This is a genomic window from Mesorhizobium sp. WSM4816, from assembly GCF_055811535.1.
In genome coordinates, this window is the sequence record NZ_JBVVQR010000002.1 from 1 (window position 1) to 19,215 (window position 19,215).

Consider the following 19,215-nt stretch of genomic DNA (forward strand, 5'->3'; position numbering starts at 1 on the left):
TCAAGGTGGATGTTGAATCACCGGAGAAGCTCGTCGTCACATCACAATCGATTCATCGATCACGGGACGTGCTCTAGGCATTCGGCTGCCAGCCGGGGAAGGACTGGATATGATGCACCGACTATCTGAAGAACGCACACGGACGGGTTTACCCGCGCGTCAGCAGAATCTCCCTGAGCACGACGGCATCGTTGTGGGTCTCGTCATGGGCCGCGTAGACCAGGGTGAGAGGACCTTTTCGCGCCAGGTCGCGCAATCGGTTGAACTCCTTCGCGATTTCGCGGATCTCCTCCGAATAGCGTTGGCGGAATTCTTCCCAGCGGGCGGGATCGTGTGCGAACCATTTTCGCAAATCTGTGCTCGGCGCGAGTTCTTTTGCCCAATGATCGATCGCAGCATCGGTCTTATTGAGACCGCGGGGCCAAAGCCGATCAACAAGCACCCGCGTGCCGTCGTCGGCCGTCGGACTCTCATAAGCCCGTTTCCTTTCACTCGTTCCTCAGAGATCTTTTCGGCCATCGATTCCGCTCCGGCGCTTCACTGACGTCAACGACATAGAGCGCGCTGCCATGACCGCGACACCTAATCGTTTTTGGAACCAACCTGACGGAACGGCATCCGATCATCAATGGACGTGGTTCTTTCGAGGAGAAGACAAATGAAGTTGTTTGTCGATACAGCCGATCTTTTGGAAATCCGAGAGCTGGTTACGGCGGGCATCCTCGACGGGGTGACGACCAACCCGTCGCATATCGCAAAGACCGGCCGACCGATCCGTGACGTCATTGGAGAGATTGCCAGGCAGTCGAAGGGCCAGTGTCTGCCGAAGTCATGGCGACCAACTTTGACGACATGATTGCCGAGGGAGAGCGGCTGGCCGAGATTGCTGCTAACGTGGCTGTCAAGGTGCCGTCCACATGGGATGGATTCAGAGCCTGCGGGACGCTCAGTCAGCGTGGTCGCAATGTCAATGTCACGCTGTGCTTCTCGGCCAACCAGGCGTTGCTCGCCGCGAAGGCGGGCGCGACCTATATTTCTCCCTTCGTCGGGAGGCTCGACGATCTCGGTTTGGACGGCATCGAGGTCATCCGCGAAATCCGGACGATCTATGACAACGACAAATCGATAAAAACCGAAATCCTCGCGTCCTCGATGCGCACGCCTCTCCACGTCAAGCTAGCAGCGATCGCGGGCGCCGATGTGGCAACGGCGCCGCCGGCAGTACTGAGAACTCTTGCCAGGCATCCGCTCACAGCCATGGGGCTCGAAGCTTTTCTCGCTGACTGGAAGAAGACGGGACAAGTGATCCTGCAAGCGTAGCGGATATATTGAGCTATCATAAAAGTTGCATGTATTTGCCGATTAAATTCGTTTGCGTGATGCCCGAAACGGTCGGACACTCGCTTAAACGCAGCCCCACCCGGCTCGAAGGACATAGCTTGGTACGCGGCAGACAAAGCCAAGGTGCCGACAGAGAGAAACCGAAGCTCGCGCTTCCAGGCGCCAAGGCCGGTTCTCGACGAGATCACCAAGGGAGATGGAAAATGGCTGAAGGCCAGAACGAACCGGATCTCGTTAAGGGCATCGCTCTAGTCGATCTCCCCGATGGGGGCAAACTCGTCGGTCATTGCGGCGACGAGCAGGTGCTGCTGGTGCGCCGTGGGAACGAGGTGTTTGCAGTCAGCGCGATCTGCACGCATTACGGCGGGCCGCTGGCCGATGGTTTGGTGGTCGACGACACCGTTCGTTGTCCATGGCATCACGCTTGCTTCGATTTGCGCACAGGCGAAGCTTTGCGTCCCCCCGCTTTTAGTCCGCTCGCGTGCTGGTCCGTGGAACAGCGGGATGGCAAGATTTTCGTAGGCGAGAAACGCAAACGGGTGACACCGAAGCCGCATGATGAAGACCCCACCAGGGCTCCCGATAAAATCGTTATCGTCGGCGGCGGCGCGGCCGGTTTTGCCGCGGCCGAGAAATTGCGCCGCGAACGATATCAGGGCAGCATCGTCATGCTCAGCGACGACAAGGCGCCGCCCGTCGATAGGCCCAATCTGTCCAAGGACTACCTCGCCGGCAAGGCGCCGGAGGACTGGATTTCGCTGCGCGGGCAAAGCTTCTATTCGAAGAACGAGATCGACCTGCGTCTCGAGACGAATGCAGCCGGCATCGACGCCGGTTCCGGCGAGGTCGTGCTCGCGGACGGAAGCAGGATTCCCTACAACAGGCTGCTGCTCGCAACGGGAGCCGAGCCGGTTCGCCTGACCATCCCGGGCGCCGACCAGCCGCATGTTCATACGCTGCGTTCACTCACCGATTGCCGAGCGATCATCGCCAGCGCCAAGACCGCGCGCCGCGCGGTCGTGCTGGGCGCCAGCTTCATCGGCCTCGAGGTCGCAGCGGCGCTTCGCGCCCGGGACCTCGAAGTTCACGTCGTTGCGCCGGACAAGCGGCCCATGGAACGGATACTTGGCCCGCAGATGGGCGATTTCATCCGCACCCTGCATGAGGAAAACGGCGTCGTCTTTCACTTGGAGAACAAGGCGAGCAGCATCGACGGCGAAACGGTGAGACTCGACGACGGCGGCGCATTGACCGCGGATTTCGTCGTCGCCGGCATCGGTGTGCGCCCGCGGACGGCGCTTGCCGAAACGGCGGCGTTGAGCCTTGACCGCGGGGTGACCGTGAACGCCTTTCTCGAAACGAGCGTGCCGGGGATCTTCGCGGCTGGCGACATCGCCCGGTGGCCCGATCCGCACACCGGCGAGAACATCCGAGTTGAGCATTGGGTGGTTGCGGAACGGCAGGGGCAGACTGCGGCGCTCAACATGCTTGGCCGGCGCGAGAAATATGCCGACGTGCCATTCTTCTGGAGCCAGCATTACGATGTTTCGATCAACTATGTCGGCCATGCCGAGCATTGGGACAAGGTCGAGATCGACGGCGACATTGCGGCCAGAGATTGCCTTCTCCGGTTCAAGCGCAATGGGCGAACACTGGCAGTCGCATCAATCTTCCGGGATATCGAAAGCCTGGAGGCCCGAGGTGGCCATGGAACACCAGAGGGCGGCGCAGGGAAGCGCTCTGGACAAGCAACTCGCATAGAAAGCGGAATCACGAATGTCGCGGTGATGGATAGGAATAGCCTCATGGCCACTATGCAGCAGGAACCGAACACCACCGGCGGTCTGCGCCAAGTTACGCCCGTGCAACGCTATTCGGCGATCGTCAAGTTCATCGACAAGGTCATGGACAGAGAGTCGAGCCCGACATCCGTGGAAATCTATGCGGTCGGTAACAACTGGTATTGCAATGTTCGCTGCGGCGACAAAAGGACCCGCCCCATGGGGCCTTATAGCAAACAGCAGGCGGAGCGGATGCAGGATATCCGCCGGAGGCTGATTGCAAAGAGCGGTACCGCTCGTCTGATGTTCGAGTAGAGCGGAAGAGACCTACAAGCCTCGCAGCCCATTGCAGTTGACTGCGTCACCAGCGATTGCCTTGGGGGAGATTCCCCAGCTAGGGAGCCTAGGCGCTCGCGCCCGCAACGTGCCGGCTTGTCCGCTCGACACATAGAGCCGATGGAGTCACGGGCCAGCCGTAGCGACAATCTTCCAATTGGGATTGCTTGATGGAACGCGGCGGGCAAATGTCCACAAATCCGTCACGGCCACAATTCTGGTGGGGTCACCGGCGATAACTGTATTATTGGCCGCGTGCGTTGCCGTGACCAGTTCGCTGACGAAGCGAACGGTGATTTCCGCCAGATCCGCCTCGAGCCAGGCGTCGGCAATGTCCAGTCCCCGAATGGCGACAAAACTGAGCGTGAGAACTTCGCCTTTCTCCCTGCGCTCGCCTATGGCGTCATGGAAAGCGGCAGCAACATCGGAGTCGAGAAGACCATTCAACGTCGATATATCTCCATTGGCATAGGCGTTCACGACGACTTCGTAGGCTTGTGATGCCCCGACAAGAAAAGTGCTTTCGTCGAAACATTCGTCCGCCGCGCGGATCCGTTCAAGCGATTCGCCCGGCTGCACTGCTTTGGTCGACGGACTCTGCTGGCCATTGTCGTCGGGACGGGGCGGAGCTATCTGCCAGCCGGTCGCTCGGGATGACAGTCCATCCGGAGCTACGGCCTTGTCGTCGCCGGCCTCTTCGCGCCTCTCCGACGGCGGAGGCGGCAGCCATAGCCGAAGCATGATCACGTAGTATGCGGCAATCAGGACGTAGGACATGTAGGTGTTAAGATCGATCGTTTCGTTCATGTCTGTGAACTCCTGTTCAGGCGCCTTCCCAATTCGCGACGCCGGTTACTGGATGCGAGGCAACGATTCGAACTGATGGAAAGGCGGAGGCGATGACAGCATCCATTCGAGCGTGGTCGCCCCTTCGCCCCATGGGTTGGGGCCTGCGATGCGCTTGCGGCCGAAGGCCTCGGCGACGGTGATGAGGAAGACGATGAGCCCGGCAGCAGAGATGTAGGCCCCTAAGGACGAGACGAAATTCCAGCCTGCGAAAGCATCCGGATAGTCGGCGTAACGGCGCGGCATGCCGGCCATGCCGAGGAAATGCTGCGGGAAGAAGACGAGGTTCACGCCGACGAACATCAGCCAGAAATGGAGCTTGCCCAGCGTTTCGCTGTACATGTAGCCGGTCATCTTCGGGAACCAATAGTAGAAGCCGGCGAAGATCGCGAAGGCGGCCCCCAGTGACAGCACGTAGTGGAAACGCGCGACGACGTAGTAGGTGTCGTGCAGCATCCGGTCGACCCCGGATTGGCGAGGACCACGCCGGTGACCCCGCCTATGGTGAAGAGTAAGACGAAACCGATCGCCCACAACATCGGCGTCTTGAACTCAATCGACCCGCCCCACATGGTCGCCAACCAGGAAAAGACTTTTACCCCGGTCGGCACGGCGATGACCATCGAGGCGAAGGCAAAATAGCGCTGCGTGTCCACCGACAGGCCGGTCGTGTACATGTGATGAGCCCACACCACGAAGCCGATCGCGCCGATCGCCACCATCGCATAGGCCATGCCGAGATATCCGAAGATCGGCTTCTTCGCGAAGGTCGAGATGACATGGCTGATGATGCCGAAGCCAGGCAGGATCATGATGTACACCTCGGGATGGCCAAAGAACCAGAACAGATGCTGATAGAGGATTGGATCGCCTCCTCCGGCGGGATTGAAAAATGTCGTTCCGAAATTGCGGTCGGTGAGCAGCATCGTGATGGCGCCTGCGAGCACGGGTAGCGACAGAAGCAGCATGAACGCAGTGACCAGCATCGACCAGGCGAACAGCGGCATCTTGTGCAGCGTCATGCCTGGCGCGCGCATGTTGAAGATTGTGGTTATAAAGTTGATGGCGCCGAGAATGGACGAGGCACCCGACAGGTGGATCGACAAGATAACGAGATCAACGGCGGGGCCGGGTTGCCCATCCGTTGAATAGGGCGGGTAAAGCGTCCATCCGCCGCTGTGACCGAAGGAGCCGGATGCTCCCGGCATGAACACGGACAGGATGAACAGGACGAGTGAGGCGGCTAGGAGCCAGAACGAGATGTTGTTCATCCGGGGGAACGCCATGTCAGGCGCGCCGATCATGATCGGCACGAACCAGTTGCCGAAACCGCCGATCAAAGCCGGCATGATGACAAAGAAGATCATCACCAACCCGTGCGAGCTGACGACGACATTGAAGAGATTGGGATCGGCAAAGACCTGCAGGCCCGGCTCCTGCAGTTCGGCACGCAACAGGACCGACAGTGCGGTGCCCAGGATCCCGGACAGAATGGACAGGACCAGATAGAGCGTCCCGATATCCTTGTGGTTGGTCGAGAACAGCCAGCGCTTCACGAACGGTGGGTTGTAATCCGTCGCGGTGCTGGTTGTGTCCGACATTGTGTCCCGCCTTTCTGTCGCGGCAGGCCCGGTGGTTGGAACGGGATGGCGTCTCAGGTGCCGCGGTCGTGTTGTGCCAGGCCTTGCCCGCGTCCCCGTCAGTCCGTGACGATCACATCCATCGCGATGTCGTGAGGCTGAGGGTAAATGGTCGGTATCCTGCTTTGGCGTAGCCCACTCCGATGATCAACGGCTTGCGCTGCATGATGGCCAGCGTCCGGTCGAAGAAGCCGCCGCCGTAGCCCAGGCGATAGTGCGCCTCGTCGAAACCGACGACCGGCGCGATTACGATGTCGGGTTGCACGGAGGGGCCCTGCGCCGGAACGAGAATGTTCCAGACGCCGCGTTCAAGCGGATCACCCGGCATCCATATCCGGTATTCGAGCGGCCAGCCTTCCTTGATGACGACGGGCAGGGCGATGTGTCCGCCTCGCTCGATGATCCTGGTTCCCCAGTTGCGGAGATCGGGTTCGCCGCGGAATGGCCAATAGGTGCCGACGATTCGCCCGCTGAACTTGCCGATCGTCAGGTCGAGCACGCTGGCGATACGGCCGGAACGGGCCCGCCGATCGTCAGGCGCCAGTGCAAGGCGCTCGGCGAAAAGCCGTTTCCGCTCGGCTTTCCGCCATCTGAGGACATCACTCCATGCGTCCGAGCGCACGTCCTGGACGCGGTATTCCGGCGAGAGTTCATGCATGAAGCACGGTGGAGATGCGTATTCAGTGGCGTCTGCTGGGATGTCGTCTTGCATGGCTGAGATCCGTTCTTTGGCAGCCTGCGCGTCGCGAGACTCGAAGGCAAACGGAATTAAATGCTTAATAAGCGCAAAAATTTTGCACTAAGCGGGCTGCCGATGTTGAACAGACGAGCTCGTGCATTCGGGCACGCGCCGAGGCGCATTATTCCGGGCTTTGTGTCTTGGTGGAAACTTAGAGGCCGAGGCAAACTGGAGCGCACTGCGCGGCTCAGGGCAGCTGTCCGTTGACGGCCGGAACGATGTCAGTCCTGGTTGTCCCCGACCAGCCGAGCCGCTAGCAGAGTGTTGATGACCAGTTCGCGGCCGCGCCGGCTGATGCCGATCCCATCGGGCCTTATGACGGCAAGGCCGAGACTCACCAACCGTGCGCCCATTTCCTCCGTGAGCCCGGGATAAGGTCCGCGATTCATCCGTTTCAGAGCCGTCTGTTCGGCTTCGGTGAGCTCATTCCATTCGACAGTGGGGGTTGCGGCCACAATCGCGTCATGTTCGGCGGCAGGCCGCTTCCGCAAACGAAGCCCACGAGACTTTGTCAATGAAGATCACCCTCTGGCTCGGTCTCGTATGTGTTCGATCACGGTCGGTGTTGCCTCCATGTGTTTAGGCAGACAGGATCTGGGCAGGAACCTTTTCTTGCAAGCGCCATCTAACATCGATGTGGATGGACACGCAGGAGACCACCATGCAGCGAGCCGAAGCGAAAACAGCTATATTCGATGCGCGAAGCAGCGACATGCATCTAGTGTCCCTTGCCATCTCGAGGGACCGCCGCGCGTTCCGCACCATCATGCAGAGGAACAACCAACGGCTATACCGCATCGCACGCGGCGTTGTCCGCGACGACTTCGAGGCCGAAGACGTGGTGCAGGAGGCTTATGTGCAGGCGTTCTCGCATCTGGAGGCGTTCAGGGGCGACTCCAGCCTCTCGACATGGCTGTCTCGGATCACAATCAACGAGGCCCTGGGCAGGCTTCGCAAAAAACGGCGCGCACAGGAAGCTAGTCTTGTGCCAGGTGGCACGACGGAAGCCGAGATCATCCGATTCCCTGGCAGTCCAGACGTCGAGGATCCTGAGCGGACGATGGCGCAACGCCAGATCCTGCGGCTGGTCGAGCAGGCGACGGATCGTCTCCCTCAGGGCTTCCGTAGTGTCTTTGTCGCCCGGGTGATCGAAGGCATGAGTGTCGAGGAGACGGCGGAACTGCTCGGGCTGCGTCCGCAGACCGTGAAGACGCGCCTTCATCGGGCGCGGGCCCTAGTGCGCAAGGAACTCCACGCAAAGATTGGGCCGATCCTGCTGGATGCTTTCCCGTTCGCCGGACGGCGCTGCGATCGGCTCACCTCGGCCGTGATGACGCGCCTCGGGTTCGTCTCGTGATTTTGCCGGGAACCCTTTCGCGCCAGTGACGTCCAATGGGCGTCGACTGAAGAGGCACCCCGCGTCTTTCGTCGCCGGAAAAGGAGATTCACATGTTTGGAAGATCACTCGCGGCGTTGGCCGCGCTTTGCCTCATCGGGGCTGCGCCCATTGCCCACGCGCAGGACAAGCCCACGGACCCGCAAATTGCTCACATCGCCTACACGGCAGGGGTCATCGACATCGAGGCGGCAAAACTCGCCGTCGAGAAGTCGAAGACAAAGGACGTCGTCGATTTCGCCAACGGCATGATCCGAGACCATGAGGCCGTGAACGTGCAGGCGCTGGACCTGGTCAAGAAGCTTAACGTCACGCCCGAGGACAACGCTACTAGCAAGGCCCTGACCGAAGCCGCGGCCAAGAAGCGCGGCGAACTCGCCGGCCTCGACGGTGCCGCCTTTGACAAGGCCTATGTCGACAATGAGGTGGCCTACCACGCCCAGGTGAACGAGGCGCTTGAGAAGTTGCTGATCCCCTCCGCTCAGAACGCGGAGCTGAAGGACTTGCTTGAGACCGGACTAAAGCTGTTCCAAGGTCATCAGGCACATGCCGAGCATGTGGCTGCCGGGTTGAAGAAATAGGGTGGCTCCCATGTTCATCGCGCGCTCCGCATGGCGCCTTGCCATCGCGTTGGTTCTGCCCCTGGGCGTTGCCCAGGGAAAGGCCGAGACAATTCAGGTGGTCATCGACAAGCTGGTATTCGCGCCAGCGACCATCACCGCCAAAGTCGGCGATACGATCGAATGGGTGAACAAGGATGCGATCGTCCATACCTCGACGGTGAAGGGCGCATGGGAGGTGATGATCCCCGCCAAGAAGATGGTGAGTCAGCGCCTCGACAACCCCGAGGCAGTGGACTTCTACTGCCGTTTCCATCCCAACATGAAGGGCAGCCTAACGGTTGAAGAGTAGCGGCGTGGCTGTCCGGCTCATGCGGCCGAGGTCTGAGCAGGCGGGCGGACCGAGCACGTCGGGACCAGCGAGGCGGCACAGGGACGATACGACACCAAGCGGAGCGGACCGCGCAGTCTGGCGTCGCGTGGGTTGGTGCTCGGCGCGGAAGCCAGATTCAGAAAATTGGGTTGAGGAGGCCGTCGATCTGGTCACGGAATAATCTCGCGAATTTAGAGATGAGACTCGGCTGCACCGCCTGATGTACTCAAGCTAAACGAGTGCTTATCCCCTCACTATCTTGCTGTGACCGGAAGAGCTGCGTGGGGCGAGCCGCAACGCTTGGTCCTCCGATCAACTCTCAATTCAGCCATCGCTGATTGTGCTGGGATCTGCTAGTTCGTTTTCCGAGCCGAAACGCATTCCAACCTGCTCTTCTTAGTCTAGCGCGTCGCGATTCCGAATTCCATGCGGTACAGCTGACAATCGAGTCAGGCAGGGTTATCGGCGCCGAAAGCCGCTCGCTCCGCGAAAAAGTTCCAGGCCAAGATGGAGGACCGCGCGAACGAGCAAAACCCCCCGCAGCCTGGCAACAGGCCCACGGCACTGCGCGGCGGGAAAGAAGGCGGAGCAGCAGGCGGACCGTGTTGAGAGGCAAAACCGCCATACACAGGGCTCGTTTGGACAACGATTGGGAGCGTTGACTAAGGCAGGTGCGCGATGGCACGACGTAGTGGCGCTGAGCCAAAATGGTCAAATCGCACGCCTCGCAGTCACGCCGATCTGTCCCAATCCCTTCGCAAACGGTTAGGATATTTGCAGCCAACCCCCAGCGAATCCTGCTTTGCGCAGACCATCGACAATGAGCGGGCATTTCTTCATCAATTCCCAAAGGAACCCCGTGTGGTGGTTCTCGATCATCAACACGATCGGTCCTTGATCGAGTCCGTAATAACCTTTTGAGATCCAACCCGGCTCGCTTTGATGTCCTGATTCAAAGGTTGGATTAAAGCTGCACTTGAAGCCGTACTCACTGGTCACTTTGGGGTATACTTCATTAAAGTGCCGCAGCGCTGGCAAGACGATCTCAGGGGCGAAAGGTAGCGATGCAATCGCGGCCCAGGGCGCGATGGTGCCATCGTCCGGACCATATGGGATGCCGCGCGCCGTGTAGTCGAAAAAGTGACGCTCAACGCCCTCGATCTTCACACAGGTTGGACCAGGACCATCACTCGCGGTAATGCCCCAGCAATGCTCGTTGTACCCTTTGTAGTCCAATGGATTACGGATCGCGTATTGCTGTTGCGCGTAAGTTGCACGGCGGCTGTTCTCGAAATAATCAATGCCCTTCTCACGCATGAACTCGTCCTGAATGCCGCGAAAGTCGATCCACATGTGTGAGAGCTGATGAATGAATAATGGGCCGGCATAGAGAAACTCCAGGCCATAAAGATTCTTCCAGCAGTAAGTCCGCGTTTGCGCCTTGTAGCTTTCGGCTGGAATCGGATGGGCTGGCGAAGCCAGTGCCAACACGTAAAGAATCAGGGCTTCGTTGTAGCCCTCCCACCGATACGGCAGAAACCCGCACTCCGGCTTCCAACCCATCGATACAGTTTCTCCACCGTCAAGCGCCCACTGCCAATCGGCCCGCGCGTAAAGTTCTTCAGCCAGAGAACGCAATTCGCGCTCTTCGGGCGCATCTCCATTAAAGTACGCAGCGGCGGCCAACATGCCAGCGAGCAGAAATGTCGAATCAATCGTCGACAACTCCGACTCCCAAGCGCGACGGCCGGTGTCCATGTATAGAAAGTGGTAATAGAAGCCTTTGTAACCCGTCGCGTCCGCGTCCTCGCTCTGCTCACTGTCTCTAAAGAATCGAAGTGTCGTGAGTGTGCGCTCGATAGCTTCGGCGCGTGGGATAAAGCCGCGCTCGACGCCGATGGTGTAGGCCGTCAATGCAAAACCTATCGCGGTAATGCTCGCATGCGACCCCGTGCGCGTGTTGTCGGGGACCATCCCATTGGCGCGATTGCTCTCTTTCAGGAAATATTCGAACGTGTCACGCTGGAGTCTATCCAACGTTTCCTCACTCTGATTCATGCGGCCTCCTGGGTCGCGGAATTTCAGTCTCGATATGGGACTTAGCGATCACGCTTGGTGAGGGGAGAGTATCGTATTTTCCCTTGGGCTTCGCGACCGTCTTGCAACGGCTTCGAGCGTGCGATGAACCGGACAATTTTCGGCAATTTCGGCAATCCTTCGCCCTAATGGTCGCTACGATGGCTCCGATCGTCGGCGCTTCGCAAATCGCGCTTTCCGCGGGGGATCATTCAGGACCGAAATCCTCGCGTCCTCATTCGCACGCGTTCCACCTCAAAACAGGGGGCGATGACAAGCGCCGTTTCTGCGACCGTGCCGCCAAGGGTACTCAGAATCTCGCCAAACACCTGCTCAGCGACAGAGGTTCGCATCCTTTCTCTGATTTTCCCGACAATCCGGCGATCTGGGCATAATTCGAACTATCGGAAGAGCGATGGCCCATGCGGTATTGTAAGATCACCTAAACGAAGTATGCAACTTTCTAAATTGAGCTAAATATGCTGGCAGAATAAAGTCCGTTCTGTCGCAGCGCATTGAGCAAGGCGACAAAGGCGTCGGCGGAGGGAGGAACCTCCATCCAAAGTCATTCAGCGGTGCGGGAGCAGCCTTCCGGACTGTTGCGAAGCTTTGGTTCGTCACCGGTCTAGGCGTGAAGTCGCTGGAGATCTGGACGCAGCCCACAGAATTTCTCGTCCTCATGCAGGGAACCTGAGACAATGAACCTCTCCTCTCTCCTCGCTGCCCGCGCCGCCAAGGGCAAGCAAGTTCGCGTCGGCCTTATCGGGGCCGGCAAGTTCGGTTCGATGGTGCTCGCCCAAGCGCAGCGCATTGCCGGCTATCACATGGTCGCCGTAGCGGACCTGAATGTTGCAAAGGCGCGCACCGCCTTTGAGATGCATCTTGCCACGCCGCATGTGAAGCGTTTTCAGGCGTCCATGAAGACGCTCGACGTCGATGAGACCATCGTCCGCTTTTTGAGCCTGGTAAGCGAGTAGGACGCCCGAGTGTTGGGAGGCACAGGGATGGGTAAAGCTCTGACAAGGGTGTGGTGTCGACGATCGAACCACTCTGGAAACCTGGCGAGGGTCTGTTCCTGATGCCTGGCTTCATCGACCTTCACTGCCATGGCGTTGGCGGAGCCGACGCCATGGAAGGGGGAGAAGCGGCCCATCAAACCCTTGCGCCGGAAGCCGACGCCGATGACGAGGTGGCGGCCTAGCTTCGTGCCAGAGGCATCCGCGTCCAAATCGGCCATACCTCGGTCGATTTCGACACAGCGGCCGATTGGATTCGACACAGGGTCGACAGCGTCACGCATACATGGGCGGCTTCCATCATCGGCAATCCGGCTGCATCGGTGCAGCACTCGCCTTCGCATCCCATGCCGAATTGATCAGCGACTTACACCACACCGACAAGGGCGCGCTGCTTGCAGCGCTGCGCGCAATCCCCCCCGTAACCGACGCCACCGGGGCTTCGGGTATGCCGGACGGCGAATACCGGCTCGGCCAGCATGCCGTATTTCGCTGCGGCGACACGGTCGGGGTCGCAGCTGGCGGGCTTGCTGGCTCCTGCCTCACCATGGATCAGGCGTTTCGCAACCCCATATTGGTTGGGCTTCCGCTCGAGGAGGCAGCGAAACTTACCTCCACGATCGCGCGCCCCGAAGGGTGCCGCTTAATTGCTTGATTTTCTTGAGAAAACTGAGGCGATTCGAACGCTCGACCCCAACCTTGGCAAGGGTCGATTTCCATCTACTCGTTCCTATCGACAAATGGGAAAATTGACCAAACGTGCCGTGGACACCCACACGCCCCGGATAAAGGCCAGGCGTTCCTGTGGGATGGCGAAATAAGAGGCCTTCTCGTCCGCGTTGTGGCTTCTGGCTTGAAGACGTTCGTCGTTCAGTACCGCAACGTTGAGGGCCGCACCCGACGTATGACTATCGGCCGCTACGGAGTGATGACGGTCGAGCAAGCCCGCGATCAGGCCAAAGTCAAGCTGGGTGCTGTAGCCGGTGGCGTGGACCCGGCCACGGCAAAAGCTAGTTCGAGCGACGCGATCACGGTCACGGAGGTGTGCGACTGGTATCTGGCAGAAGCTGAGGCATTTCTGGGGCGCCGTCATCGTCCCATCAAAACGTCCACGTTAGCGATGGATCGGAGCCGTATTGAAACTCACATCAAGCCGCTCCTCGGCCGCCGGCAAGTGCGCGCGCTCAAGCTCGGTGACATTGAGGCCATGCAGTTGGACATTGCGAGTGGAAGGACTGCGAAACCGCGCGGCGGTGGCCGGGGCGGCGCCACCACCGGCGGCGCCGGTGTCGCGGCACGAACCGGCTCGACCCTCCAGAGCCTCTTTGCGCATGCAGTGCGGCTCGACGTTATTACCTCCAACCCGGCAGTGGGCGTGCGCAAGCGTGCCGGAAAGAAGAAGCAACGCCGCCTGAGCGTCGCTGAGATCAAAAGGCTGGGCGAGGTGATGCGCGTCGCCGAAAGGAATGACGAGCACCCAGTCGCGCTGGCCGGAGTGCGACTAATGCAGCTGACGGGTTTTTCGAATATCGGAAGTTCAAGGAATGAAGCGCGACTGGTTGCACGCCGATCAGGGTTATGTCCATTTCCCTGATACCAAGAGCGATGGTCAGGTGCGCGCGATCGGACGGAGAGCCGCTGATCTCGCAGCCAGCCAGCAGGCGCGCAAGAACTGCCCTTACGTTTTTCTATCAGATGTCGCTATTGAAATTATTGGCGCGCCCGAAGAGATTCGAACTCCTGACCCCCAGATTCGTAGTTATTTTCGGCGCTTCTCTATCGTATCCGTGTTTTCGCTACGACCGTGAATTAATGTTGTTTCTTAGTTATTTGCGCGGTGCATCGGGATTTGGCGTAGACACACCACCTAATCCCATGCGGGTCTGGAACCGGCTGAATTTTCGGCCCTAGACCTCCAGACTTTTAGGAAATACGCCGTGGCCGACATCCGTATCCTCCTTAACGACAGAGCGATCAATGACCTTCAGCCACCCGCTTCCGGTCAGTACCGCGCCCGTGACACGAAGCTCAAAGGCTTCCATGTCGTTGTCGGACGGCGGTCGAAAGTCTTCGCTGTCCAAGGGGACCTACGAAAATAGCGTGTCTCTTCGATTTCGGTGCGCATCGGCGACACCGAGACCATGTCCACACGCGAGGCCCGCGCCACCGCCAAGACGTACCTCGCGCAAATCTCTAAAGGTGAACATCCCAGCCCGAAGCCTGAGCCAATCGCTCCAGCAGCAACCGATGCTCCTCCACCAGGCACCGAGGGCGAGGTGCCATCCGAACCGTTGCAGAACCCTATTCCAATGGGTGTTACGCTGCGGGTCGCGTGGAAGCGCTATCGCGACGCACACCTGATCCGGAAGGGGCGTAGCGAAGGCACCGTCGAAGGATATCGCGACCACGTCGAGCGTCTTTTCAAGAATTGGCTCGACACGCCACTGCAGGACCTGGCCGAGGATCCCGGGAAGGTGATCGCCCGGCATGAGAAGATCACCAAGGAGCATGGCCCCTATATAGCCAATGGCAGCATGCAATCACGCACGCAAGGCCCACCGCTATCTTCCTCCAGATAACACCGCAAGCGTCGTCGATTGGAACCCGGAAGAACGGCGCAAAACCGGGATGGGCCTCGACGATCTACCTCCTTGGTTCCGCCAAGTCGCGGCGCTTCCCAACCCAATCCGGCGCGAGTTCCATCTCTTCTCCCTGCTTTCCGGATGCCGGCCAACGGCACTCATGGAAGCGAAGCCCCAACACCTCGACCTCCGTCGCCGCGTCCTGCACATCCCGCGCCCAAAGGGCGGTGCCGACCGGGCCTTCGACATTCCGCTATCGCGCCAGATGATCCTTTGCCTGGTGCGCGTGATGCGCTTTGCCCGCTACTTCTATCCCCTGGACGCTCGCGAGTGGCTGTTCACCGCAGATAGCGACAGCGGGCACATGACCGAGCAGAAGGAAGATCGAGAGGTCCTCGCCAAGTGGGCAAACGATCTGCGCCAGACATACAGGACGCTGGCAACACCTGCGGGAGTGTCGCCGCTCGACGCGCACCTGCTCATGAACCACGCGGTCCCTGGAACCAACGCCGGTTACATCTTGAGGCACAAGCTGCTCGAAGACCTCTTGCGCGCCCAGCAGCAGGCGATCGCCAACCTCATGTTTGGCGCCTTGGGCGACCAGATCACGGAGGACCCTCCAATTCGTCGATGGCTCGGTCCGCGAGCAACTCAACAGGCGATAGAGGACGCCAAGCGAGAAGTCGGGGATGTCTTGCGCAATGCCGCGTAAGCCGCACTGGACACGGGTAGCTCGCAGACTGCCCCCTACTCGTACAGCCCCAGTTCCGGATTGTTGCGGCGATTTTCTGCCTCCGGTGGACTGACCTCAGAATGCCGAGGGGTGCCGTCCGAACCCGTCCAGTCGAAGCGAACGCGCCACCCAGTGCTGCTCTTGCCACTACTGCTCTTGTATCGGTGACCTGCTTGCGCACGGAAATTGCAGCCGGCGCCTCGCCCGGCTTCTCTCCGCGCCGCATAGGAAGATCGCCCTTCCTGTACGCGGGACCTTCACCCCGCACGGGCGAACGTCAATGCCGAAGACCGCCGTAGCAGCAGCACGTTCATACCGCTGTAGGACAGACCGTTATGACGTAACGGCCGCGTAACGCGGCCGATGGCATTGGCAGAATGCCATGGCTGCATCCAGGGCCGGACACCCTTCGCGAGCTCCGCGACGACGCGGTCGGTGATCCGCGCGTAGATGTCGATGCGCGGTCCTTTCCTTCTTTCCTGCTCATTTTATGAACCTCCGGTTCTGGAGGCCGCGCCGATCGCGGCCCCGTCACGGGGTCCGCCGCGGCGGAGCAGGAAGGCTGGCTGCGCACCCGAAGGGCCGCAGCGGGAGTGGAGGACGGCAACGCCGTTGCGCCGACCGCCTAGCTGCGCCAGGACCACGGGCAGGACGGGCGGCGAGCGGGCGCCAGAAAGGAAAAAGACGGCGCGGGGGTGCCGCCTGAGGGCAGACGGGGGAGGGTCGGTTAGTGAACCGACCAGCCGCCGCTATAGGGATCGTACTCGAAGAGGATCTCGACGTCGGCATCGTCGAGCTCGTCGGCCGGCAGAACGCCGAATTCGTTGTCGACCTGGAAGAGAACCACGGGGGCCATGAGGGTGCGGGCGAGGTGCCAGGCGGTTTTCTGGGCGAGAGTGAGATCGTGCGACATCTGAGGACTCCATCTTGGAGCGGGCCAATTCCCGCTCGACGGCTCCGTCAGTGTGCGGCGGCGGGCGCGATCACCGCGAAGGCTTGAGCCAAGCGGCCGCAGCTTGCTAGCGACCCCTTGCGGGTTGATCGTGGAAGATCCGCCGCCGCACCAGGAAAGCCATCACGAGAGAGCGGGATTGGAGCGCTGGCGCAGGAGCCAGATGCCACGGTGTCTGGTCGCCGATGCTGGCGTCATCCCCGGGCGAGTGCTATATGTCTGACTAGCTGACTAGGTGTGAGACGATGGGCAAGCAGATACAAGTGACGAAGAAGGCGCGGACGGCAACCCGTCCGGCGACAGGACGGTGGAAGCTCGAGGACGCGAAGGCGCGATTCAGCGAGGTGGTGCGCCATGCCCGCGAAGAGGGGCCGCAGCGTGTGAGCGTTCGCGGCCATGACGCAGTCGTGGTGATGAGCGTCGAAGAGTTCGATCGTCTCGTGCCGGAGAAACCCCGTCTGCCCTTTTTGCAGTTCATGGAGAGCCTGCATCTCGACGGCCTCAACCTCGAACGCGAGATGGATCGCGGCCGGGATGTGGAACTGTGAGGGGATGGCTGCTCGACACCAATGTCGTGGCAGCTCTGATCAATCCGCAGGGTGCGCCGTCGGTGAAACGTTGGGCCGAGCGGCAGGACGAGACGAGTTTCCATATCAGCGTTCTGACGCTGGCCGAATACGACAAGGGCATTCACAACCTGCCCGACGATCATCCGGATCGACCGCGCCACATGGCGGCGCGGGATGCGCTGGCGGAGCGGTTCGGTCATCGCGTGCTGTCGCTTGAGGACGAGGTCGTTCGGCGCTGGTGCCGGATTTCCGGGGCAGGCAAGCGCGTCAGTGGCCATGCGCCGCCGGTGATCGACACGCTGCTCGCGTCGACGGCGATCGAGCACGATCTCTATCTGGTGACGCGGAACGTCAAGGACACCAGGCCGTCAGGTGCGGTCGTGTTCGATCCATGGAATGACGATGTCGAGAAGTTTCCATTGAGCCCGCGCCGTTGACGGGCGAAATAGCGGCATAAATGGAGCCGGCCCCGGTAGGGCCTGAATCGCTGAGGTAAAGACAGGCGGGGCCGGAGCCCCGCCGCAGTCAGCGGCTCATCGGAGCGCCGCCATCTGGAGTTCTGCCGCCTTGCGATCGACGCTCTGCCCGGGGTTCTCCACCGGCCGTTCGAAGGGCTTCCAGACCTCGCCGACGACCTGTTCATAGGCATTGACCGCGAAGACCGCGAGGAGGCCTTCGACCTGCGCCGTCTCGCCGCCCGCCATGATGGCAAGCGTGCCTTCCCGCGCGCCCTTCTCGCCGCCTGACACCGGGGCGTCGATATAGTTGAGGCCACCTACGGTCACGCCCGTTCCGACTGCCCCCTGGCCGTTTCGACCGGGATCGAACTCATCACGACAGGCGTCGAGCCGCGTCGCATCGCACCGACAATACCCCCCTCGGAGAGCAACACCTCATCGCAGACAGGACCCGAGCTTAGCATGCAGATGACGGCATCAGCGTCGATGGCGGCGTCAGCGGCGCTCGCGGCAATCTCGACGCCGTCAGCTGCCAGTGCCACGGCCTTATCGAGCGTTCGATTCCAGGCCTTCACCCGGAACCCGGCCTTTGCCAGGCAGCGGGCCATCTGCCCGCCCATAATGCCGGTTCCGAGGAAGCCGATACTCGCGCCATGCCACCCTGGCTGACGACCACCGCCCATCGATGTAGACGTTGCCGACCGTGTCGCCAGACCTGGCCATTTCGGATTTCAAGCCAACCTTGCGCCAGACTTGGGATCGAAGAGCATTGCCCGGTCGAGATCGAGATCGATCCCCACCTGGGTGCCCTGAGACGCCACTCCTGCCGGAGTCCGGATTACCGCCGGCTGGCTCATGATGTTCAGCGTGACAATGTCTTCAGGCCCCGTCGGCTCGACCAGATCCACGATCGCAGTCGCCACAGGCTCGGAGGCTTGCGCGATCCGGATATTCTCCGGCCGCAATCCCATGACCGTCTCACCCGCTTCGCTTGGCTTCCAAGAATGCTCGGGGAGAGCGAATTCGGCTCTAGATCCTGAGCCCGTGACAGTGAAGCTCAGTCCAGCCGAACCGAGCTGAGCGCGTCCTTGCAGCAAGGTAATCGGTGGCGAGCCGATGAAGCGGGCGACGAAGAGGTTCACAGGATTGTAGTAGATTTCGTAGGGCGTGCCGACCTGCTGGACGTCGCCCCGGTTCATGATCACGATCTTGGTCGCCAGCGTCATGGCCTCGATCTGGTCGTGGGTGACGTAGACCATCGTACACTTGATGCGTTGGTGAAGACGCTTGATTTCCGCCCGGAGGTCACCGCGTAGCGCTGCGTCCAGGTTGGAAAGCGGCTCGTCGAAAAGGAACAGCTTCGGGTTCCGCACAAGCGCCCGCCCGATAGCGACGCGCTGTCGCTGCCCACCTGAGAGTTCCCGCGGACGCCGCTCCAGAAGCGGCTCGATCTTCAGGACCGCTGCCACCTTGTTGACGTTTTCCGCAATGGCAGCCTTGTCGAGGCCTCTCATCTTCAGAGGGAACCCGATGTTCTCCCGGACCGACATCGTCGGGTAAAGCGCGTAGGATTGAAACACCATCGCCACGTCACGGTCCCGGGCGGGCAAGGCGCTCACATCCCTGTCGCCGATCCGGATCTCGCCGGAGTCGATTTCGTGGAGGCCGGCGATCGCGTGCAGCAGCGTGGACTTGCCGCACCCCGAGGGGCCGAGGAGAACAACGAACGCGCCTTCTTCGACCTCGACCGAGACATCATTGAGGACGTTGACCGCTCCGTAGGACTTCGCAACGTTGCGAACAGACAGCTGCGCCAT

The 19,215-nt window shown here is 60.5% G+C and carries 20 protein-coding genes and 7 pseudogenes; 16 read left to right on the forward strand and 11 right to left on the reverse strand.

The features are described from left to right. Positions 1–148 precede the first annotated feature (148 nt). Complete coding sequence (locus tag AC0L3H_RS02085; protein WP_473584321.1) at positions 149–442, reverse strand: DUF488 domain-containing protein; 294 nt, start codon at positions 440–442, stop codon at positions 149–151. Between the two features lie 216 nt (positions 443–658). Between AC0L3H_RS02085 and fsa the strand changes: the two are divergent. The 3 genes and pseudogenes from fsa (at position 659) to AC0L3H_RS02100 (ending at position 3,437) form a co-directional block, all read left to right on the forward strand. Then, positions 659–1,320: pseudogene (gene fsa, locus AC0L3H_RS02090) on the forward strand (fructose-6-phosphate aldolase). 224 nt (positions 1,321–1,544) lie between these two features. Beyond that, positions 1,545–3,102: pseudogene (locus AC0L3H_RS02095) on the forward strand (FAD-dependent oxidoreductase). Between the two features lie 44 nt (positions 3,103–3,146). Then, positions 3,147–3,437: a hypothetical protein gene (locus AC0L3H_RS02100; protein WP_473584322.1), complete on the forward strand. Its 291-nt coding sequence runs from the start codon at positions 3,147–3,149 to the stop codon at positions 3,435–3,437. 147 nt (positions 3,438–3,584) lie between these two features. Here the strand turns inward: AC0L3H_RS02100 and AC0L3H_RS02105 are convergent, their stop codons facing one another. From AC0L3H_RS02105 to AC0L3H_RS02120, 4 genes and pseudogenes are all read right to left on the reverse strand, one after another. After that, positions 3,585–4,265, reverse strand: coding sequence for a Tim44/TimA family putative adaptor protein (locus AC0L3H_RS02105; protein WP_473584323.1), 681 nt, complete (start codon positions 4,263–4,265; stop codon positions 3,585–3,587). Positions 4,266–4,310: 45 nt separating this feature from the next. Continuing rightward, a pseudogene (gene ctaD / locus AC0L3H_RS02110) lies at positions 4,311–5,905 on the reverse strand (cytochrome c oxidase subunit I). A gap of 98 nt (positions 5,906–6,003) precedes the next feature. Then, a pseudogene (locus AC0L3H_RS02115) lies at positions 6,004–6,656 on the reverse strand (5-formyltetrahydrofolate cyclo-ligase). Between the two features lie 248 nt (positions 6,657–6,904). Further along, positions 6,905–7,138: a hypothetical protein gene (locus tag AC0L3H_RS02120; protein WP_473584324.1), complete on the reverse strand. Its 234-nt coding sequence runs from the start codon at positions 7,136–7,138 to the stop codon at positions 6,905–6,907. A 206-nt stretch (positions 7,139–7,344) separates the two neighbouring features. Here AC0L3H_RS02120 and AC0L3H_RS02125 point away from each other — a divergent pair, with 206 nt between their 5' ends. From AC0L3H_RS02125 to AC0L3H_RS02135, 3 genes are all read left to right on the forward strand, one after another. Next, on the forward strand, positions 7,345–8,040 hold the full coding sequence (locus AC0L3H_RS02125) for an RNA polymerase sigma factor (RefSeq protein ID WP_473584325.1): 696 nt from the start codon (positions 7,345–7,347) through the stop codon (positions 8,038–8,040). 92 nt (positions 8,041–8,132) lie between these two features. Beyond that, positions 8,133–8,660 carry a DUF4142 domain-containing protein gene (locus AC0L3H_RS02130; RefSeq protein ID WP_473584326.1) on the forward strand — a complete coding sequence of 176 codons (528 nt, stop codon included), beginning with the start codon at positions 8,133–8,135 and terminating at the stop codon, positions 8,658–8,660. Positions 8,661–8,670: 10 nt separating this feature from the next. Next, positions 8,671–8,991: a cupredoxin domain-containing protein gene (locus AC0L3H_RS02135; protein WP_473584327.1), complete on the forward strand. Its 321-nt coding sequence runs from the start codon at positions 8,671–8,673 to the stop codon at positions 8,989–8,991. A gap of 786 nt (positions 8,992–9,777) precedes the next feature. Here the strand turns inward: AC0L3H_RS02135 and AC0L3H_RS02140 are convergent. Beyond that, on the reverse strand, positions 9,778–11,070 hold the full coding sequence (locus tag AC0L3H_RS02140) for a glucoamylase family protein (RefSeq protein ID WP_473493048.1): 1,293 nt from the start codon (positions 11,068–11,070) through the stop codon (positions 9,778–9,780). A 179-nt stretch (positions 11,071–11,249) separates the two neighbouring features. On the opposite strand from AC0L3H_RS02140, the gene AC0L3H_RS02145 reads away from it, so the two are divergent. The 8 genes and pseudogenes from AC0L3H_RS02145 (at position 11,250) to AC0L3H_RS02180 (ending at position 15,398) form a co-directional block, all read left to right on the forward strand. After that, positions 11,250–11,483, forward strand: coding sequence for a hypothetical protein (locus AC0L3H_RS02145; protein WP_473584328.1), 234 nt, complete (start codon positions 11,250–11,252; stop codon positions 11,481–11,483). Between the two features lie 303 nt (positions 11,484–11,786). Then, positions 11,787–11,963, forward strand: a pseudogene (locus AC0L3H_RS02150) (flagellar biosynthesis protein FlgA); the annotation flags it as partial. A gap of 155 nt (positions 11,964–12,118) precedes the next feature. Beyond that, the gene (locus AC0L3H_RS02155; protein ID WP_473584329.1) at positions 12,119–12,289 is read left to right on the forward strand and encodes a hypothetical protein; all 171 of its coding nucleotides are present in this window, start codon (positions 12,119–12,121) and stop codon (positions 12,287–12,289) included. A gap of 101 nt (positions 12,290–12,390) precedes the next feature. After that, positions 12,391–12,759 carry a hypothetical protein gene (locus AC0L3H_RS02160; RefSeq protein WP_473584330.1) on the forward strand — a complete coding sequence of 123 codons (369 nt, stop codon included), beginning with the start codon at positions 12,391–12,393 and terminating at the stop codon, positions 12,757–12,759. Between the two features lie 186 nt (positions 12,760–12,945). Next, a complete protein-coding gene (locus AC0L3H_RS02165) occupies positions 12,946–13,698 on the forward strand; it encodes an integrase arm-type DNA-binding domain-containing protein (protein WP_473584331.1) in 753 nt (250 codons plus the stop codon). Then, positions 13,649–13,912 carry a hypothetical protein gene (locus tag AC0L3H_RS02170; protein WP_473584332.1) on the forward strand — a complete coding sequence of 88 codons (264 nt, stop codon included), beginning with the start codon at positions 13,649–13,651 and terminating at the stop codon, positions 13,910–13,912. Before AC0L3H_RS02165 ends, AC0L3H_RS02170 begins: the two co-directional genes overlap by 50 nt. A gap of 333 nt (positions 13,913–14,245) precedes the next feature. Continuing rightward, positions 14,246–14,683 (forward strand): hypothetical protein, encoded by a 438-nt coding sequence (locus AC0L3H_RS02175; protein ID WP_473584333.1) that lies wholly within the window; start codon positions 14,246–14,248, stop codon positions 14,681–14,683. 49 nt (positions 14,684–14,732) lie between these two features. Then, a complete protein-coding gene (locus AC0L3H_RS02180; RefSeq protein ID WP_473584334.1) occupies positions 14,733–15,398 on the forward strand; it encodes a site-specific integrase in 666 nt (221 codons plus the stop codon). Between the two features lie 317 nt (positions 15,399–15,715). Here AC0L3H_RS02180 and AC0L3H_RS02185 read toward each other — a convergent pair. Together AC0L3H_RS02185 and AC0L3H_RS02190 are read right to left on the reverse strand one after the other, a co-directional pair. Beyond that, positions 15,716–15,906, reverse strand: a pseudogene (locus AC0L3H_RS02185) (ArdC-like ssDNA-binding domain-containing protein); the annotation flags it as partial. Positions 15,907–16,146: 240 nt separating this feature from the next. Next, on the reverse strand, positions 16,147–16,332 hold the full coding sequence (locus AC0L3H_RS02190) for a hypothetical protein (RefSeq protein ID WP_473584335.1): 186 nt from the start codon (positions 16,330–16,332) through the stop codon (positions 16,147–16,149). A gap of 284 nt (positions 16,333–16,616) precedes the next feature. Between AC0L3H_RS02190 and AC0L3H_RS02195 the strand changes: the two genes are divergently transcribed. Further along, on the forward strand, positions 16,617–16,919 hold the full coding sequence (locus tag AC0L3H_RS02195) for a type II toxin-antitoxin system Phd/YefM family antitoxin (RefSeq protein ID WP_473493056.1): 303 nt from the start codon (positions 16,617–16,619) through the stop codon (positions 16,917–16,919). Beyond that, positions 16,916–17,377 carry a PIN domain-containing protein gene (locus tag AC0L3H_RS02200; RefSeq protein WP_473584336.1) on the forward strand — a complete coding sequence of 154 codons (462 nt, stop codon included), beginning with the start codon at positions 16,916–16,918 and terminating at the stop codon, positions 17,375–17,377. The genes AC0L3H_RS02195 and AC0L3H_RS02200 overlap by 4 nt, the downstream gene beginning before the upstream one ends. Before the next feature lie 267 nt (positions 17,378–17,644). Here the strand turns inward: AC0L3H_RS02200 and AC0L3H_RS02205 are convergent. From AC0L3H_RS02205 to AC0L3H_RS02215, 3 genes and pseudogenes are all read right to left on the reverse strand, one after another. Further along, positions 17,645–17,725, reverse strand: a pseudogene (locus AC0L3H_RS02205) (NAD(P)-binding domain-containing protein); the annotation flags it as partial. After that, positions 17,722–18,018 (reverse strand): NAD(P)-binding domain-containing protein, encoded by a 297-nt coding sequence (locus AC0L3H_RS02210; RefSeq protein ID WP_473584337.1) that lies wholly within the window; start codon positions 18,016–18,018, stop codon positions 17,722–17,724. The pseudogene AC0L3H_RS02205 and the gene AC0L3H_RS02210, both read right to left, overlap by 4 nt. Positions 18,019–18,129: 111 nt before the next feature. Next, on the reverse strand, positions 18,130–19,215 hold the full coding sequence (locus AC0L3H_RS02215; RefSeq protein ID WP_473493065.1) for an ABC transporter ATP-binding protein: 1,086 nt from the start codon (positions 19,213–19,215) through the stop codon (positions 18,130–18,132).